13 protein-coding genes are annotated in these 16,606 nt (G+C 68.6%); 12 read left to right on the forward strand and 1 reads right to left on the reverse strand.

Going from position 1 to position 16,606, the window contains the following annotated elements; all coding sequences use genetic code 11:
• Window positions 1-62: 62 nt before the first annotated feature.
• The 9 genes from miaB (at window position 63) to ACQY8B_RS19615 (ending at window position 12,158) form a co-directional block, all read left to right on the forward strand.
• On the forward strand, window positions 63-1,421 hold the full coding sequence (gene miaB, locus ACQY8B_RS19575; RefSeq protein ID WP_422088229.1) for a tRNA (N6-isopentenyl adenosine(37)-C2)-methylthiotransferase MiaB: 1,359 nt from the start codon (window positions 63-65) through the stop codon (window positions 1,419-1,421).
• Window positions 1,421-2,848, forward strand: coding sequence for a sensor histidine kinase (locus ACQY8B_RS19580; protein ID WP_422088230.1), 1,428 nt, complete (start codon window positions 1,421-1,423; stop codon window positions 2,846-2,848). Before miaB ends, ACQY8B_RS19580 begins: the two co-directional genes overlap by 1 nt.
• Before the next feature lie 56 nt (window positions 2,849-2,904).
• On the forward strand, window positions 2,905-3,558 hold the full coding sequence (locus tag ACQY8B_RS19585; RefSeq protein ID WP_422088231.1) for a hypothetical protein: 654 nt from the start codon (window positions 2,905-2,907) through the stop codon (window positions 3,556-3,558).
• Window positions 3,555-4,943 (forward strand): sigma 54-interacting transcriptional regulator, encoded by a 1,389-nt coding sequence (locus ACQY8B_RS19590; protein ID WP_422088232.1) that lies wholly within the window; start codon window positions 3,555-3,557, stop codon window positions 4,941-4,943. The genes ACQY8B_RS19585 and ACQY8B_RS19590 overlap by 4 nt, the downstream gene beginning before the upstream one ends.
• A 193-nt stretch (window positions 4,944-5,136) precedes the next feature.
• A complete protein-coding gene (locus ACQY8B_RS19595; RefSeq protein ID WP_081271440.1) occupies window positions 5,137-5,340 on the forward strand; it encodes a hypothetical protein in 204 nt (67 codons plus the stop codon).
• Between the two features lie 5 nt (window positions 5,341-5,345).
• Entirely contained in the window at window positions 5,346-7,352 is a 2,007-nt protein-coding gene (mdoH, locus tag ACQY8B_RS19600) for a glucans biosynthesis glucosyltransferase MdoH (protein WP_422088233.1), read from the forward strand.
• Window positions 7,353-7,452: 100 nt separating this feature from the next.
• The gene (locus tag ACQY8B_RS19605) at window positions 7,453-9,846 is read left to right on the forward strand and encodes a glucose/quinate/shikimate family membrane-bound PQQ-dependent dehydrogenase (protein WP_422088234.1); all 2,394 of its coding nucleotides are present in this window, start codon (window positions 7,453-7,455) and stop codon (window positions 9,844-9,846) included.
• Window positions 9,847-10,125: 279 nt separating this feature from the next.
• Entirely contained in the window at window positions 10,126-11,022 is an 897-nt protein-coding gene (locus tag ACQY8B_RS19610; RefSeq protein ID WP_422088235.1) for an RNA ligase family protein, read from the forward strand.
• A complete protein-coding gene (locus ACQY8B_RS19615) occupies window positions 11,019-12,158 on the forward strand; it encodes an AAA family ATPase (protein WP_422088236.1) in 1,140 nt (379 codons plus the stop codon). Before ACQY8B_RS19610 ends, ACQY8B_RS19615 begins: the two co-directional genes overlap by 4 nt.
• Before the next feature lie 81 nt (window positions 12,159-12,239).
• Here ACQY8B_RS19615 and ffh read toward each other — a convergent pair whose 3' ends face one another.
• On the reverse strand, window positions 12,240-13,628 hold the full coding sequence (gene ffh / locus ACQY8B_RS19620; RefSeq protein WP_422088237.1) for a signal recognition particle protein: 1,389 nt from the start codon (window positions 13,626-13,628) through the stop codon (window positions 12,240-12,242).
• Window positions 13,629-13,810: 182 nt separating this feature from the next.
• On the opposite strand from ffh, the gene ACQY8B_RS19625 reads away from it, so the two are divergent.
• Genes ACQY8B_RS19625 through ACQY8B_RS19635 form a run of 3 tightly spaced genes read left to right on the forward strand, consistent with a single transcriptional unit; the run spans window position 13,811 to window position 16,605 of the window.
• Window positions 13,811-14,626 carry a cytochrome C assembly family protein gene (locus tag ACQY8B_RS19625; protein WP_422088238.1) on the forward strand — a complete coding sequence of 272 codons (816 nt, stop codon included), beginning with the start codon at window positions 13,811-13,813 and terminating at the stop codon, window positions 14,624-14,626.
• A complete protein-coding gene (locus ACQY8B_RS19630) occupies window positions 14,623-14,886 on the forward strand; it encodes a PP0621 family protein (RefSeq protein WP_422088239.1) in 264 nt (87 codons plus the stop codon). The genes ACQY8B_RS19625 and ACQY8B_RS19630 overlap by 4 nt, the downstream gene beginning before the upstream one ends.
• A 21-nt stretch (window positions 14,887-14,907) precedes the next feature.
• Window positions 14,908-16,605 carry a two-component system sensor histidine kinase NtrB gene (locus tag ACQY8B_RS19635; protein WP_422088240.1) on the forward strand — a complete coding sequence of 566 codons (1,698 nt, stop codon included), beginning with the start codon at window positions 14,908-14,910 and terminating at the stop codon, window positions 16,603-16,605.
• Window position 16,606: the final 1 nt, after the last annotated feature.

The raw sequence follows: 16,606 nt of genomic DNA on the forward strand, positions 1-16,606 counted from the left end.
TCGCGCGCCAGCACCGCCCCCGCCCTGCGCAAGAAGCGCGCAGGGCCACGAGAGATTTCCCCATGAAAAAAGTATTCATCAAGACCTTCGGCTGCCAGATGAACGAGTACGACTCGGACAAGATGGCCGACGTGCTGAACGCCGCGCAGGGCTACGAGCCCACGCAGAACGTGGACGAGGCCGACCTCATCCTGTTCAACACCTGCTCGGTGCGCGAGAAAGCCCAGGAGAAGGTGTTCTCCGACCTCGGCAGGGTGAAGCACCTGAAGGCCAAGGGCGTGAAGATCGGCGTGGGCGGCTGCGTGGCCAGCCAGGAGGGCCAGGCCATCATCGCGCGCGCGCCCTACGTCGACATCGTGTTCGGCCCGCAGACGCTGCACCGCCTGCCCGAGATGCTGAACGACCGCGAGCGCCTGGACCGCCCGCAGGTGGACATCAGCTTTCCCGAGATCGAGAAGTTCGACCACCTGCCGCCCGCGCGCGTGGAAGGCGCCACCGCCTTCGTGTCGATCATGGAAGGCTGCTCCAAGTACTGCAGCTACTGCGTGGTGCCCTACACCCGCGGCGAGGAAGTGAACCGCCCGCTCGACGACGTGCTGGTCGAGATCGCCGGCCTGGCCGACCAGGGCGTGCGCGAGATCACGCTGCTGGGCCAGAACGTGAATGCCTACCGCGGCAAGATGGGCGACACCGCCGAGATCGCCGACTTCGCGCTGCTGATCGAATACGTCGCCGAGATCCCCGGCATCGAGCGCATCCGCTACACCACCAGCCACCCCAACGAGTTCACGCCCCGCCTGATCGAGGCCTACGCCAAGGTGCCGCAGCTCGTGAGCCACCTGCACCTGCCGGTGCAGCACGGCAGCGACCGCATCCTGATGGCCATGAAGCGCGGCTACACCGCCATGGAATACAAGAGCACGGTGCGCAAGCTGCGCGCCATCCGGCCTGAACTCGCATTGAGCAGCGACTTCATCGTCGGCTTCCCCGGCGAGACCGACGACGACTTCAACAAGATGATGAAGCTGATCGACGACTGCCAGTTCGACGCCAGCTTCAGCTTCATCTTCAGCCCGCGCCCCGGAACGCCCGCCGCCGCGCTGCACGACGACACGCCGCATGAAGTGAAGCTCGCGCGCCTGCACACGCTGCAGGCCGTCATCGACACCAACGTCAAGCGCTTCGGCCAGGCGCTGGTCGGCAGCACGCAGCGCGTGCTGGTGGAAGGCGCCTCGCGCAAGGACGCGAACGAACTCATGGGCCGCACCGCCTGCAACCGCGTCGTCAACTTCGAAGGCGATGCACGCCTGGTCGGCCAGATGACCGACCTGCGCATTACCCGCTCGCTGGCCTACACGCTGCGCGGCGAGGTGGTGACGAGCGAGTCGCCCATGTCTCCCGCGACGGCGCCCGCCCACTGATGGCGAAGCGGCCATCCATCCGGGGTTCGTTCCAGCAGCTGCTGCTGTTCGCGTTCCTGCTGATCACCGCGCTGCTGGTCGGCGTGGCGTTGCGCTCGGTGCTGCAGTACGACGTGCTGATGACGCAAAGCCGAGACGCCGCTGCGCGCGCGCTGCGCCTGTCGGGCGCGTCGCAGTCGCTGGCGGAGCGCAGCGCGGCCATGGAGCGCGCCGGGCGCCAGTCGCTGGTGCTGAATGACGCGGTGCTGCGCCGCCGCTTCGACGACGCGGCGCGCGAAGCGCACCAGGTGCTCGAGCGGCTCGAGAAGAACGGCCTGCCGCCCGCCGGCATCGAGATGTGGCGCACCCAGCTCGGCGTGATAGAGGGCCTGATGAGCGGCAGCGCCGACAGCGCCCTCGCCCGCGAAAGCACGATGGCGATGCAGTTCCGCGAGCTCGACGCGCTCAACACCAACATCGCCCAGCAGGCGCAGTTCCTGATCGAAACGCAGAACGACGCGCTGGCCAAGCGCATCGAGAACGCGCGGCGCCGGCTGATGCGCGAAGTGGTGGCCGCGAGCGTGCTGGCGGTGTCGCTGGCGCTGGCCTTCGGCATCTGGCTGGCGCGGCCGTTCAAGCGGCTGGAGCACGCGATCGTCGGCCTCGGCCAGAACCGGCTCGACGAACCCATCGACATCCGCGGCCCGGCCGACATACGTCGCGTGTCGCAGCAGCTCGAATGGCTGCGGCTGCGCCTGACCGAACTGGACGCCGACAAGGCGCGCTTCCTGCGCCATGTATCGCACGAGCTGAAGACGCCGCTGGCGGCGCTGCGCGAAGGCGTGTCGCTGCTCGAGGACGGCGTGACCGGGCCGCTGAACCCGGCGCAGCTCGAGGTCGCGCAGATCCTGCAGCAGAACACGGTGGCGCTGCAGGGGCAGATCGAGGCGCTGCTGCGCTTCAACGCCGCCGCCTTCGAGGCGCGCGAACTGCGCCGCGAGCGCACCGAGCTGCTGCCGCTGATCGAGGAACAGATCGAAGCGCAGCGGCTGCAGTGGCAGTCGCACGGCCTGCGCGTGCGCGCCGAGGGCGAGCCGATCGCCATCACGGTGGATCGCACCAAGCTCGGCACGGCCATCGCCAACCTGCTGTCCAACGCCATCCGCTTCTCGCTGCCCGGCGGCGTGATCACGCTGGCGGTGTCTGGTACGCCGGAGGCGGTGCACATCGACGTGAACGACGCCGGCCCGGGCATCGCCGAGGGCGACCGCGACCGTATCTTCGAGCCCTTCTTCCGCGGCGAACGCCAGCCGGAGCACACGGTGAAAGGCACCGGCATCGGACTTTCCATCGTGCAGGAGTACATTGCAGCCCACGGGGGCCGCATCACCCTGCAGCCCGGCGGTCCCGGTGCTCGCTTTCGCATCGAACTGCCGCGCACGGCTTGACACCGCGGGCCCCACTCCAACACTGCCTGACCGCCCCGCGTCCTCTTTTTCGACCCATGTCTTTTTCGTTCGTCCGCAGTTCCATCTTCGCCGGGGCCATGGCCGTGCCATTCGCCCTGCTGCTGACCGCCTGCTCCACGCAACCCAAGCCGCCGCCGGAAGCCGATGCGCTGCCGCCGCCCGTGGTCCTGCCGCGCGTGATGCCGGTCGAGGCCGAACCCAAGGCGCCCGCCACGCAGCCGGCCTCGCTCTTCACGCTGATGACGCAGGGGCCCGTGGCCGCCATGCTGTCGTATGCCGACAAGGTGCGCCCGCTGAACGGCGCCGACCTGAGCGCTGAAATCGCGCGCATCGGCGACCCCGGCGATTCGCCCACCACCCAGATGCAGCTGGCGCTGCTGCTTTCGCAGACGCGCACGCCGGCCGACCTGGCGCGTGCCCTGGGCCTGCTGCAGCGCGTAAACGCCAACCCCTCGCCCGAGGCGCAGGCCCTGCAGCCGCTGTCGCGCGCGCTGGCAGCGCGCTACGTGGAACAGCGCCGCGTCGAGGACGACCGCGACAAGCAGGCTCAGCAGCTGCGCGACGCCCAGCGCCGCATCGACCAGTTGAACGACCGCATCGAGGCGCTGCGCGCCATCGAACGCAGCTTTGCCCGGCCCAACACCCTGCCGGCCACCCCACCTCCCAACGGAAACAGATCCAGCCAATGAGCACTACCGGCGCCCGCCTCCTCGTGGTCGACGACGACCCGGACATGCTGCGGCTGCTCTCGATGCGGCTGAGCTCGGCGGGTTACCAGGTCACGGCAGTGACCTCGGCCGAAACCGCGCTCACCCAGCTCGAGATCGAGCATCCGCAACTGGTGCTGAGCGACGTGCGCCTGCCCGGGCGCGACGGCCTCCAGCTGTTCGACGAGATCCGCAAGCGCCATCCGTCGCTGCCGGTGATCCTGCTGACCGCGCACGGCACCATCCCCGACGCGGTCGAGGCCACGGCTCGCGGCGTGTTCACCTACCTCACCAAGCCCTACGACGGCCGCGAGCTGCTCGACAAGATCGCCCAGGCGCTGGCCCTCGGTGCGCCGACCACCACGCCGAGCAAGACCGGCGACGACAGCTGGCGCTCCGAGATCGTGAGCCGCAGCAACCGCATGGCCGAACTGCTGGCCGAGGCGCGCATGGTCGCCAAGTCGGATGCTTCCGTGCTGCTGCGCGGCGACTCCGGCGCCGGCAAGGAACTGCTGGCGCGCGCCATCCACAAGGCCAGCGCGCGCGCCGACAAGCCTTTCGTGGCGGTCAATTGCGGCGCCATCCCCGAGGCGCTGCTCGAGTCGGAGCTGTTCGGCCACATGAAGGGCGCCTTCACCGACGCCCATGCCAACCACAAGGGCCTGTTCCAGCAGGCCGACGGCGGCACGCTGCTGCTCGACGAAATCGGGGACATGCCGCCCGCCCTGCAGGTCAAGCTGCTGCGCGTGCTGCAGGAGCGCGCGGTGCGCCCGCTGGGCGCGAGCCAGTCGATCCAGGTCGACGTGCGCATCGTCTCGGCCACCCACCGCGACCTCGACGCCGCGATGGAAGCCGGGCAGTTCCGCGAAGACTTGTACTACCGCCTGAACGTGGTGACGCTCACGCTGCCGCCGCTGTCGGCGCGGCGCGAAGACATCCCGCTGCTGGCCAACCACTTCCTGCAGCGCCTGTCGACCAAGTACGGCAAGCGGCTGTCGGGCTTCGCGCCCGAGGCGCTGAAGGCGCTGACCACAGCCGCATGGCCGGGCAACGTTCGCCAACTGTTCAACGTGGTGGAGCAGGTGTGCGCGCTGTCGAGTTCGCCGCTGATTCCGCTGGCGCTGGTGCAGCGCGCGCTGCGCGTGCCCAGCGTCGAGGTCCAGACCTATGCCGAGGCCAAGCAGCGCTTCGAGCGCGACTACCTCGTCGGCCTGCTCAAGCTGACGGACGGCAACGTGGCCGACGCAGCCCGCCTGGCCGACCGGAATCGCACGGAGTTCTACCGCCTGTTGCAGAAGCACGAACTCACGCCGGGGCACTTCAAGGCCGACGTTGTCGCTGGGGGCAGCGACCCTGTCGCCGAGTAGCGACGCAGCTAAGTCGTTGATTTGTATAGCCAAACCCCACGGGCCCTGCAGGCTTGTCGGGATTCGGCGACAAATCCGGGGGTTTTGGGGGCCGCCAGCCGCCCTTCCCCGCCAAAACGACATCAAGATCGGCCCAAGTCGTTGATCTGAAAGCGTTTTTCCAGCCTGGCACAGGGTTTGCCCCTGTACAGGCATGACAGCACTCACCAGCCCATCTTTCGCACTGCGCCAGCAGCGCGACGGCCTGCGTCAAAAGCAGTTTTCCCCCTCGCGGCCCCGCGCCGCGGGTCATTCGCTGGCCGCGCTCGCAAGCGCAGGCGGCGCCGCAACCGATTGCGTCTTCAAGCGGCTTCCGGCCATTGGCGACACCCCCTCCCTCGACAAGCAACGTTGGTAAATCACATGAAGCCAAACGACTTTTCGCAACTGAATGTTCTGGCGGAGACCGACTTCGCACACCGCAGCCCGGTGCGCGAGGAACGCCACCCCAACGCCGTCACCGCGCCCCCCGTCAACCGCGGCTCGATGGTGCCCCGCCCCTGGCGCGGTTTCTGGAACAGCCTCGGCACCGCCGCGCTCGTGAAGCTGGGCGCCGGCCGCGACGCCGAAGCCCAGGCCGCCACTGAAACCAAGCAACCCTGGCAACGTGCCGCCGCCCGGCGCCGCCTCGCCTTCATGATGCTCACGCTGCTGAGCACAGTGATCGCGTCGTCGCTGTTCGCCAGCGTGCAACCCGACTACGACAACGTCTGGCTCGAATACGGCCAGATCGGCCTCTACGGCCTGCTCTCCGGCTGGGTCGTCACCGGCTTCGTGACCGCCCTCATGGGCTTCTACGTTTCGGTGCGCGGTGACAAGCACGCGCTGTCGGCCAAGCAGGTCGCCAACCACCCCATGAACCCCGAGGCACGCACGGCAATCATCATGCCGATCTGCAACGAGGACGTGGCCACCGTGTTCGCCGGCCTGCGCGCCACCTGCGAATCGGTCGCGGCCACCGGCCACGCCAGGCAGTTCGACGTGTTCGTGCTGTCCGACAGCTACAACCCCGAGACCGCCGCCGCCGAGCGCGCCGCCTGGGAAGACTTGCGCGCCGCGCTGGCCGAAAGCCCGAACCAGCCGCAGGTCGAGGTGTACTACCGCCTGCGCACCCGCCGCACCCACCGCAAGGCCGGCAACGTGGCCGACTTCTGCCGCCGCTGGGGCAAGGACTACCGCTACATGGTCGTGCTCGACGCCGACTCGGTGATGAGCGGCGACTGCCTGACCTCGATGGTCAAGCTGATGGAAGCCAACCCGAACGCCGGCATCATCCAGACCGCGACGCAGGCCATCGGCCACGTCACGCTGCACGCCCGCGCACAGCAATTCGCTTCCCGCGTGACGGGCCGCCTGTTCACGCTGGGCATGCAGTTCTGGCAACTGGGCGAATCGCACTACTGGGGCCACAACGCCATCATCCGCGTCGAGCCCTTCATGAAGCATTGCGCGCTGGCCCCGATCAAGGGCACCGGCGGCATGTCGGGCGGCATCATGTCGCACGACTTCGTCGAAGCCGCGCTGATGCGCCGTGCGGGCTACAACGTGTGGCTGGTTTCCGACCTGGTCGGCAGCTACGAACAGCAACCGCCGGACCTGCTGGCCGAACTGCAGCGCGACCGCCGCTGGTGCCAGGGCAACCTGCAAAACGCCCGCCTGATGGCCGAACCCGGCATCCACTCGGTGCACCGCGCGATGTTCGTGACCGGCACCATGGCTTATGTCTCGGCGCCGCTGTGGCTTGCGTTCCTGACGCTGGGCACCGCCCTGTGGCTGAGCGGTTCGAGCCTCGTGTCGAGCTGGAACGTGCTGCCCGCCGAACTGGCCGGCCTGTGGGTCTGGACCCTGTGCCTGCTGTTCCTGCCGCGCGTGCTGGGCATCGCCGCCGTGCTGATGCGCGGCGAACAACGCCAGTACGGCGGTGTGTGGGGCTTGGTGAAGAGCTCCGCGCTCGAAAGCTTCCTGGCCATCGTGCAGGCTCCGGTCCGCATGCTGGCGCACTCGCTGTTCGTGGTCGTGGCCCTTACCGGCATCAAGCTCGACTGGAAGTCGCCCCCGCGCGAAGCCGCCGCCGTGCCGTGGAAGATCGCCGCCACGCAGCTGGCTCCCATGACGCTGGTGATCGCCATGCTCGCAGTCGGCGTCGCGATGATCGACCCGAGCGCGCTCATCTGGCTCATGCCGGTCGGCCTGCCGCTGCTGCTGGCGATTCCGCTGACCGTGCTGACCAGCCAGATCGCGCTGGGCACCACGCTGCGCGACCGCGGCTTCCTGCTGATTCCGGAGGAATCGCGTTCGCCGGCCGTGCTGCGCCGCGCCTGGATGCACGCGGTGCGCCTGGCCCGTCCGGCCGCACTGGCGACCGCCTGATGCGCTGAGGCATCCAGCCCACCCCAGGAAGCCGGCCATTGCGCCGGCTTTTTTCATGGCGCAGACTGGCGCGTCTGGCCAGCTAAAGGGGTTCGGGTCCATGGAACAAAGAAGAAGGCCGTTCGCCGTGTCGATCGGGCTGATCGCGCTCGGTGCGCTCACGATGCTGATGGGCGCCTTCCTCGCCGTCGGTGGCGCCTACCTCGCGGCCCTGGGCGGCAGTTGGTACTTCGTGCTGGCCGGCCTTGCTTTGCTGGTTTCGGGCCTGCTCATCGCCAGGCACCGGTCGAGCGGGGCCTGGCTCTTCGCATTGACGCTGGCGGGCACGGCGGTGTGGGCGGTGCGGGATGCGGGCTGGCATTTCTGGCCGCTGGTCTCGCGGCTGGTGGCGTTCGGCGTGCTGGGCGTGCTGGTTGCGCTGGCCTACCCGGCGCTGGTGCGCTCGCCGGGCGCCAGGGTCGTGCGCGGGGCGCGCGTCGTTGCGGCGCTGCTGGCTGTGGCCTTGGTGCTCGTCGGCGGCTATGCCTTCGTGCCGGCCGCGGTCGTCGTCGCGCAAGGCCCCGCGCCTGCCGTCGTGCCGGTCAAGCCCGAAGCCGCCCAGAAGGAGTGGCGCCACTGGGGCAACACCACGGCGGGTGACCGCTTCGCGGCGCTCGACCAGATCACCAAGGACAACGTCGACCAGTTGCAGGTCGCGTGGACCGCCCACACCGGCGACGTGCCGCAGAGCAACGGCTCGGGCGCGGAAGACCAGAACACGCCGCTGCAGGTCGGCACCACCGTGTACGTGTGCACGGCCTACAGCAAGATCGTCGCGCTCAACGCGGACACCGGCGCCGAGCTCTGGCGTTACGACCCCAAGGCCACCGCCCCCAACTGGCAGCGCTGCCGCGGGCTCGGCTATCACGACCAGGACGGGCTCGCGGCCGGCACCACACCCACGCCCGGCAGCACGCCGGGGGCCTGCCGCCAGCGCCTGCTGCTGCCCACCATCGACGCCCGCCTGATCGCCGTCGATGCCGCCACCGGCAAACCCTGCGCCGATTTCGGCAAGCAGGGCGTCGTCGATCTCAAGGCGGGCATGGGCGAAGTGAAGGACGGCTACTACCAGCAGACCTCCACACCGCTGGTCGCGGGCGACCTCGTGGTGGTGGGCGGCCGCGTGGCCGACAACTTCTCGACCGACGAGCCGCCCGGCGTGGTACGGGCCTACAACGCCGTCACGGGCGATCTCGCCTGGGCCTGGGACCCGGGCAATCCGGCGGTCACGCGCCTGCCGCCGCCGGGCCAGACCTACACGCGCGGCACTCCCAACGTGTGGTCGGCCATGTCGTACGACCCGAAGCTCGGGCTCATCTACCTGCCCACCGGCAACGCCACGCCCGACTTCTGGGCCGGCGAGCGCACGCCGTTCGACGACAAGTACAGCTCGTCGGTGGTCGCGCTCGACGCGAAGACCGGCAAGGTGCGCTGGAGCTTCCAGACCACGCACCACGACCTCTGGGATTTCGACCTGCCCGCGCAGCCGCTGCTCTACGACATTCCCGATGGCAAGGGCGGCACGCAGCCCGCGCTCGTGCAAGTCACCAAGCAGGGCGAGATCTTCATGCTCGACCGCGAGACCGGAAAGCCCATCGCCGAAGTGCAGGAGCGCCCCGTGCCGCAGGGCAACGTGCCCGGCGAGCGCTATTCGCCGACGCAGCCCTATTCGGTGGGCATGCCCTCGATCGGCAACAAGACGCTGACCGAATCCGACATGTGGGGCGCCACGCCCTTCGACCAGCTGCTGTGCCGCATCGCCTTCAAGGGCATGCGCCACGAAGGCGTCTACACGCCGCCGGGCCTCGACCACGCACTGCAGTTCCCGGGTTCGCTGGGCGGCATGAACTGGGGCAGCGTGTCGGTCGACCCGACCAGCAGCTACATGTTCGTGAACGACATGCGGCTCGGCCTTGCCAACTACCTGGTCCCGCGCGCGCAGATCCCGGCCGGCGCCAGCGGCATCGAGATGGGCGTGGTGCCGCAGGAAGGCACGCCCTTCGGCGCGATGCGCGAACGCTTCCTGTCGCAGCTCGGCATACCGTGCCAGGCACCGCCCTTCGGCACGATGTCGGCCATCGACCTGAAGACGCGCAAGCTCGTGTGGCAAGTGCCGGTGGGCACGGTGCGCGACACCGGCCCGCTCGGCATCCGCATGCACCTGCCGATTCCGATCGGCATGCCGACGCTGGGCGCGTCGCTGGCCACGCAGTCGGGCCTGCTGTTCTTCGCGGGCACGCAGGACTTCTACCTGCGCGCATTCGACACCGCGACCGGCAAGGAAATCTGGAAAGCACGGCTGCCGGTGGGCAGCCAGTCGGGGCCGATGACCTATGTGTCGCCGAAGACCGGGCGGCAGTATGTCGTGGTGGGCGCGGGCGGCGCGCGGCAGTCGCCGGACCGCGGCGACTACGTCATCGCCTATGCGCTGCCTGAAAAGAGCAAGGGCAAGTAAACAACAGCCGCTTCACCGGCGGCGCTGTGTGCTTATAGAATCCGCGCCTTCCTTCAACCTCAGCCTTCACTGGAGCGCCAAGTGCCCCGATTCGCCGTCATCACCCCCTGACGCCGACAACACCACTTCATTGCTGGTCATGTCGGGCGCCAAGCTGCGTACCCACTGACCAGACACGGCATCTTCACCGCCGTGGAAGTCGCTCCCGATCCCCCGGTCTCTTCCAGCTTCGCTCCCGCACGTTGTCGGTCCTTCCTGATTCGCATCTGGAGAACCAACGTGTTTCCTCTCTCTTCCCTTTCATCGATCCCGCTGCTCAAGTACCCGCGTACTGCGCACCTGGAAGGCTCCCGCCTGCAGGCGGGCGACACCGACGACGGCCAGACGCCGCTGTCCGAACTGCACGGCATGCACGTCGTCATCGAGGAAAAACTCGATGGCGCCAATGCCGCCGTGTCGTTCACCCCGGCGGGCGAACTGCTGCTGCAGTCGCGCGGCCACTACCTCGCGGGCGGCGCCGGCGAGCGCCAGTTCAACCTGTTCAAGCACTGGGCCGCGGCGCATGAAGCCGCACTGCTCGAGCGGCTCGAAGACCGCTATGTGATGTACGGCGAATGGTGCTTTGCCAAGCACAGTTGCTGGTACGACCGGCTGCCGGCGTTCTTCCTGGAGTTCGACCTCTACGACCGGCAGGCGCAGTGCTTTCTGTCGACGCCGGCACGCCATGCGCTGCTCGGCGGTGGTCCGGTACTGCCGGTTCCCGTGCTCTACGAAGGCGAGATGCCACGCCATGCAAAGGCACTGAAAGCGCTCGTGCGGCCTTCGCTGGCGCGCAGCGCGGACTGGAAGGCGGCATTCGAGCAGGCAGTGGCGCATGAAGGCCAGCCGCTCGATCTCGTGCGCCAGCAGACCGACCTGTCCGAGCTTGCAGAGGGCCTGTATCTCAAGACGGAATCGGGCGGCCGGGTGACGGGCCGCTACAAGTGGGTGCGTCCGGACTTCGTGCAGACCATCCTCAACTCGGGCTCGCACCACAGCCGCAGGCCGGTGCTGCCGAACCAGTTGGCGCCGGGCGTCGATCTCTACGCGCCGACGCCGCAAATGACGTGGCAAGACCTGGGGCTGCGCACCTTGCGCGACCCCGCCGAACTCGCAACCGCAAGGAGGACGCGATGACTCACGACGATCTACGCGCCCTGGTGCCGGCGCCCGGCAACGGCACCGACTGGGCGCAATGCTGCGAACTGCTGCCGGCCTTGCTGCGCCTCGAAGAGACGCCGCAAGACCCGTACTACCACGCCGAAGGCAACGTCGGCATCCACACGCGCATGGTGCTCGACGCCCTGATGCAGGACGCGCACTACACGCGCGCCGATGCCGACGGCCGCTTCGTGCTGTTCATGGCCTGCCTGCTGCACGACATTGCCAAGCCCGACACCACGGTGATCGACGAAGCCAGCGGCCGCATCGGCCAGCCGGGCCATTCGCGGCGCGGCTCGGTCGACGTGCGCGTGCTGATGTGGAAGGCCCGCGTGCCGTTCGCGTTGCGCGAAGCCGTCTGCCGGATCATCGCGGTGCACCAGGTGCCGTTCCATGCCTTCGCCTCGCGCAAGGGCGTGCGGCCTGAATGGCTGGTGCACAAGCTCTCGTGGGAGCTGAGCCTGCCCGACCTGTGCTGCGTGGCGCGCTGCGACATGCTGGGGCGCCACTATGAAAAGCGTGCCGACAGCATGGCCGACATCGCGCTGTTCGAAGAACTGGCGCGGGAAGAAGGCTGCTGGGAAGGCCCGCGCCAGATGGCCGACGCCCACACGCGCCTGGCCTACTTTCGCGGCGCCGACACCAGCCCCGACTACCCGCTGTTCCAGAACGCGGGCTCGCGCGTGACGGTGATGTGCGGCCTGCCGGCCAGCGGCAAGAACCACTGGGTGGCGCAGCACCGCAAGGGCTGGCCAGTCGTGTCCTTCGACGATGCGCGGACCGAACTGGGCCTCAGGCACGGCGAGAACGACGGCATGGCGGCGCATCATGCGGTCGACCAGGCCAAGGCGCTGCTGCGCAGGCAGGAGCACTTCGTCTGGAACGCCACGCACCTGAGCCAGCAGATGCGCACCAAGACACTCGACCTGCTCTGGGCCTACCACGCGCAGATCGAGTTGGTGTACCTGGAGGTTCCGCATGCGGAGCTGATGCGCCGCAACCGCGAGCGCGACACGACGCTGTCGAACGCGGGTATCGAGCGCATGCTGCACCGCTGGGAGCTGCCGGCGCCGGTGGAAGCGCACGAGACGGTCTACGGGGTACAGACCTGAAATGCGGACCTGAAAGACAGAAGGCCCGCCGGTGCGAACCGGCGGGCCCTCTTATATATATGCGTGCGTGGAGCGTGCCGCTCAGAACGGCAGCTTCGGCCCGCCGGGACCACCCATCCCGCCCATGCCCTTCATGCCGCCCATGCGCTTCATCATCTTCATGAGGCCGCCGCCCTTCATCCTCTTCATCATTCCCTGCATCTGCTCGAACTCGTTGAGCAGGCGGTTCACTTCCTGAACCTGCACGCCGGCACCGGCGGCGATGCGGCGCTTGCGCGTGGCCTTGAGCAGTTCGGGCTTGCGGCGCTCCAGCGGCGTCATGCTGTTGATGATGCCTTCCTTGCGGCGGATGTCGCGCTCGGCGCGGGTCATGTCGGCTTCGGTGGCCTTGGCGGCCATCTGCGCGGGCAGCTTGTCCATCAGGCTGGAGAGGCCGCCCATCTGCTTCATCTGCTGCAGCTGGCCGAGGAAGTCGTTCAGGTCGAAGCCCGCGCCGCTCTTGACCTTGGCAGCGAGCTTCTGCGCCGCCGCCACGTCGACTCCGGCCGTGACCTGCTCGACCAGCGCCACGATGTCGCCCATGCCCAGGATGCGGCCCGCATGGCGCTCGGCGTCGAACACTTCCAGGCCGTCGATCTTCTCGCTCACGCCGGCAAACTTGATCGGCACGCCCGTGACCTGGCGCACTGACAGCGCCGCACCGCCGCGCGAATCGCCGTCGGTCTTGGTCAGGATGATGCCGGTGAGCGGCAGCGCTTCCTTGAAGGCCTTGGCGGTGTTGATCGCGTCCTGGCCCTGCATGGCATCGACCACGAACAGGGTTTCGACCGGGTCGAGCGCCGCATGCAGCTGCTTGATTTCGGCCATCAGCACTTCGTCGATCGCCAGGCGGCCGGCCGTGTCGACCAGCAGCACGTCGAAATAGTGGCGCTTGGCGTGGTCGAGCGCGGCGCGCGCGATATCCAGCGGCTTCTGGTCGGGCGTGCTCGGGAACCACTCGGCGCCGGCCTGCCTGGTCACGGTCTTGAGCTGCTCGATGGCGGCGGGGCGATACACGTCGCCCGACACGGTGAGCACCTTCTTCTTGCGCTTCTCGATCAGGTGCTTGGCCAGCTTGGCGGTGGTGGTGGTCTTGCCGGCGCCCTGCAGGCCTGCCATGAGGATCACCGCCGGCGGCTGGGCCGCGAGGTTGATGTCCGAGACGCCCTCGCCCATGGTCGCGGCGAGTTCGCGGTTGACGATGCCGACCAGCGCCTGGCCAGGCTTGAGCGAACCCAGCACTTCCTGGCCGAGGGCCTTTTCCTTCACGCGGGCGACGAAGTCGCGCACCACGGGCAGCGCCACGTCGGCTTCCAGAAGCGCCATGCGCACTTCGCGCAGCATGTCCTGCACGTTGCTTTCGGTGATGCGCGCCTGGCCGCTCATCGTCTTGACGAGGCGGGAGAACTTTTCTGTGAGGGCGGTGGCCATGAAAGAAATACCTTGTTGTCCGCTAGCGCGAACCGATGAAAAGTCGGGAAACCTGAAGCCGGTCGCGGGCGCTGCCCATTCGCGAAACACCGCGGAACCGGCTTCGCCGGGCCGCTGGCGTTGCCCCCGGTAGGGCAGGCGCAGCAACGCGAAGCCTGGGGGCGAGCCATTACACTTCACCGATGATTTTAGCGATCCCCTCTCCACTCGGCGTGGCGCTGGGCATCGCCACCGCCGTGGCCTACGGATTTGTCGCCGCGACCGGGGCCCGGATGAGCCGCCAGGCGACCCAATGGGCCCTCGGCATTGCATGGCTTTTGCACGCCCTGGCACTGGCCCACGGCCTCATGGGCAGCGAGCCGCGCTTCGGTTTCGCGCCCGCGCTGTCGGTCACGGCGTGGCTGGTGCTCACCGTCTATGCGATCGAAAGCCGCATGTATCCCCAGCTCAAGGTGAGGCGCGCGCTTGCCTGGCTGGGCGCGGCTGCGGTGCTGCTGGCCATCCTGTTCGCGGGCACGCCGCTGCACGTCTCTGCCTCGCCCTGGCTGCCGCTGCACCTGGCGCTGGGCATCGCCTCCTACGGCCTGTTCGGCGCAGCGGTCGTGCATGCCTGGCTGATCACCCGCGCCGAAAAGCAGATCCGCCTGGCCACCGCCGAACCTCACCAGGGTGGTGTGCCGCTGCTCACGCTCGAACGCCTCACCTTCCGTTTCGTCACCGCCGGTTTCGTGCTGCTCTCGGCCACGCTGCTGGCCGGCCTGCTGTTCAGCGAGCAGCTCTACGGCACCGCCGGCCGCTTCTGGAAATGGGACCACAAGACCACCTTCTCGGTGCTCGCCTGGCTCACCTTCGCCGTCCTGCTGATCGGCCGGGTCCGCTTCGGCTGGCGTGGCCGCACCGCACGCCGCGTGCTGTATGCCGGCTCCGCACTTTTGCTGCTGGCCTACGTGGGCTCGCGCTTCGTGCTCGAAGTGGTGCTGGCTCGTCCCCCTGTATGAAATACCTCCTCGTCCTCGCGGTGCTCTGGGTCGCGATCTGGCTCTGGCGCAAGAACCGGCGCGAAGAAATGCGCGACGCGATGCGCGAGCGCGCGGCCAAGGCGCAGCAGCGCTCGCCCACCCCGGTCGGACCGCCGCAAGCCATGGTGCGCTGCGCCCATTGCGGCCTGCACCTGCCCGCGACCGACGCCATCGCCGGCCCCGGCGGCGCCGTCTATTGCAGCACCGCGCATCGCGACGCCGCCACGGCGAATCGCTGAACACGCGCGGCGCCTTCGCCAATGAGTTCTCCCCTCTGGTCGCGCGGCGAGCCTGTCACGGACTGGGACGTGCTCGAGCTCGGCGGCAGCGAAAGCACCGCACTCATCCGGCTGTGGCGCGGCTTCATGGCCGCGCGCTGCTTTGTCGCGCTGGTGCTGGTGCTGCTTCAGGGCGTGGCCTTTGCGCTCGGGCAGACGATGCAGCCGCTGGCCATCGGAATTTCCGCGGTCTACCTGGTCACTGCCTGGCTGACCATGCGCTACACGCGCCTGCAGCCGCCGATCCGGGGCTTCACCGCGCCGTGGCTGCTCACCGTCGGCGTCGACCTGGCCGCTTTCACCACGCTGCAGGTCATGCAGGGCGGCAACGTCAACTACACGCCATTGTTCGCGCTGCCTGTGCTCATGAGCGCGGTGCTCGGCACGGTGGTGGTGGGCCTGGGCACCACGTCCACCGTCACGCTGCTGCTGCTGGCCGACGCGGGCTGGCACTGGCTGCAGCAGCCTGTCGACTCGTCGGGCCGCTTCGTGCAGGCGGCGCTCACCGGCACCGGGCTTTTCGTGGTGGCCCTGCTGGCGCACGAACTGGCCCGCCGGCTCGCGCGCGAAGAAGCGGTGGCGCAGCGCAACCGCAGCAGCGCGCAGATGCAGGCGCAGGTCAACGACCTGGTGATCGAGACACTGAGCGAAGGCGTGCTGGTGATCGACGCCGAAGGGCTGGTGCATGCAGCCAACCCGGCGGCCGACGCGATCCTCGGGCAGGGGCTGGCAAAGCTGACGCTGCCTTTCCCCCTGCACGCACAGCCCGCCTGGCACGCGCTGGCCGCGTTGGCGCGCCAGACCTTCGCGCGCCGGGCGCCGCAGTCGGAAGAAATCCCGGTCGCGCAGGCACGCGGCGCGGCGCGCGAGGTGCGCGTGCGCACCCGGCTCACACCCGCCGGCGACAGGCGGCTCGACAGCATGTGCGTGATGTTCCTGCAGGACCTGCGCGAACTCGAGGCACGCATCCGCACCGAAAAGCTGGCGGCGATGGGCCGCATGTCCGCCGCCGTCGCGCATGAAATCCGCAATCCGCTGGCCGCCATCACGCAGGCCAGCGCGCTGCTCAACGAAGACCTGACCGACCCCGCGCACCGCAAGCTCACGAGCATGGTGCAGCACAACGCGCAGCGGCTCGCGCGCATCGTGGACGATGTGCTCGATGTTTCCCGGGCGCGCCAGCAGCGCGTGCTGTCGCTGGGCGAGCAGGTCGTGCTCGACCCTGCGGTGCATGTGCTGGCCGAGGAGTGGATCCGCCAGACGCAGCGCAAGGGCGTGCAGGTGTCGCTCGATGCGGCCGGCAGCGACGTGCGTTTCGACGCCGAGCACCTGCGCCGGCTGCTGGTGAACCTGCTCGACAACGCGTCGCGCTACGCCGGCAAGCGCGAAGGCTCTATCCAGGTGCTGACCAGCCTTCAGCGCGGCACCCCGGGCCGCCCCGCCCTGATGGTATGGAGCGACGGCGCGCCACTGGAGCCTGCGGTGCAGCGGCACCTGTTCGAACCATTCTTCTCGTCGGAAAGCCGCTCCAGCGGACTCGGCCTGTTCCTGTGCCGCGAGCTGTGCCGGCGCCACGGCGCCACCATCGGCTACGAGCGGCGCGCGCTGGTCCAGGGCGGTCCGGAGGGCAACGAATTCTTCGTGAGCTTCGCCGCCAGCGAAAACCGGCTGACACAATAGC

The organism is Variovorax sp. (assembly GCF_965279555.1).
Taxonomy (GTDB): domain Bacteria; phylum Pseudomonadota; class Gammaproteobacteria; order Burkholderiales; family Burkholderiaceae_C; genus Variovorax.

Excerpts from the sequence above, each read along its gene's own strand:
- miaB (WP_422088229.1), top strand. The coding sequence starts at position 63 with ATGAAAAAAGTATTCATCAAGACCTTCGGCTGCCAGATGAACGAGTAC.
- ACQY8B_RS19580 (WP_422088230.1), top strand. The coding sequence starts at position 1,421 with ATGGCGAAGCGGCCATCCATCCGGGGTTCGTTCCAGCAGCTGCTGCTG.
- ACQY8B_RS19585 (WP_422088231.1), top strand. The coding sequence starts at position 2,905 with ATGTCTTTTTCGTTCGTCCGCAGTTCCATCTTCGCCGGGGCCATGGCC.
- ACQY8B_RS19590 (WP_422088232.1), top strand. The coding sequence starts at position 3,555 with ATGAGCACTACCGGCGCCCGCCTCCTCGTGGTCGACGACGACCCGGAC.
- ACQY8B_RS19595 (WP_081271440.1), top strand. The coding sequence starts at position 5,137 with ATGACAGCACTCACCAGCCCATCTTTCGCACTGCGCCAGCAGCGCGAC.
- mdoH (WP_422088233.1), top strand. The coding sequence starts at position 5,346 with ATGAAGCCAAACGACTTTTCGCAACTGAATGTTCTGGCGGAGACCGAC.
- ACQY8B_RS19605 (WP_422088234.1), top strand. The coding sequence starts at position 7,453 with ATGGAACAAAGAAGAAGGCCGTTCGCCGTGTCGATCGGGCTGATCGCG.
- ACQY8B_RS19615 (WP_422088236.1), top strand. The coding sequence starts at position 11,019 with ATGACTCACGACGATCTACGCGCCCTGGTGCCGGCGCCCGGCAACGGC.
- ffh (WP_422088237.1), bottom strand. The coding sequence starts at position 13,628 with ATGGCCACCGCCCTCACAGAAAAGTTCTCCCGCCTCGTCAAGACGATG.
- ACQY8B_RS19625 (WP_422088238.1), top strand. The coding sequence starts at position 13,811 with ATGATTTTAGCGATCCCCTCTCCACTCGGCGTGGCGCTGGGCATCGCC.
- ACQY8B_RS19630 (WP_422088239.1), top strand. The coding sequence starts at position 14,623 with ATGAAATACCTCCTCGTCCTCGCGGTGCTCTGGGTCGCGATCTGGCTC.
- ACQY8B_RS19635 (WP_422088240.1), top strand. The coding sequence starts at position 14,908 with ATGAGTTCTCCCCTCTGGTCGCGCGGCGAGCCTGTCACGGACTGGGAC.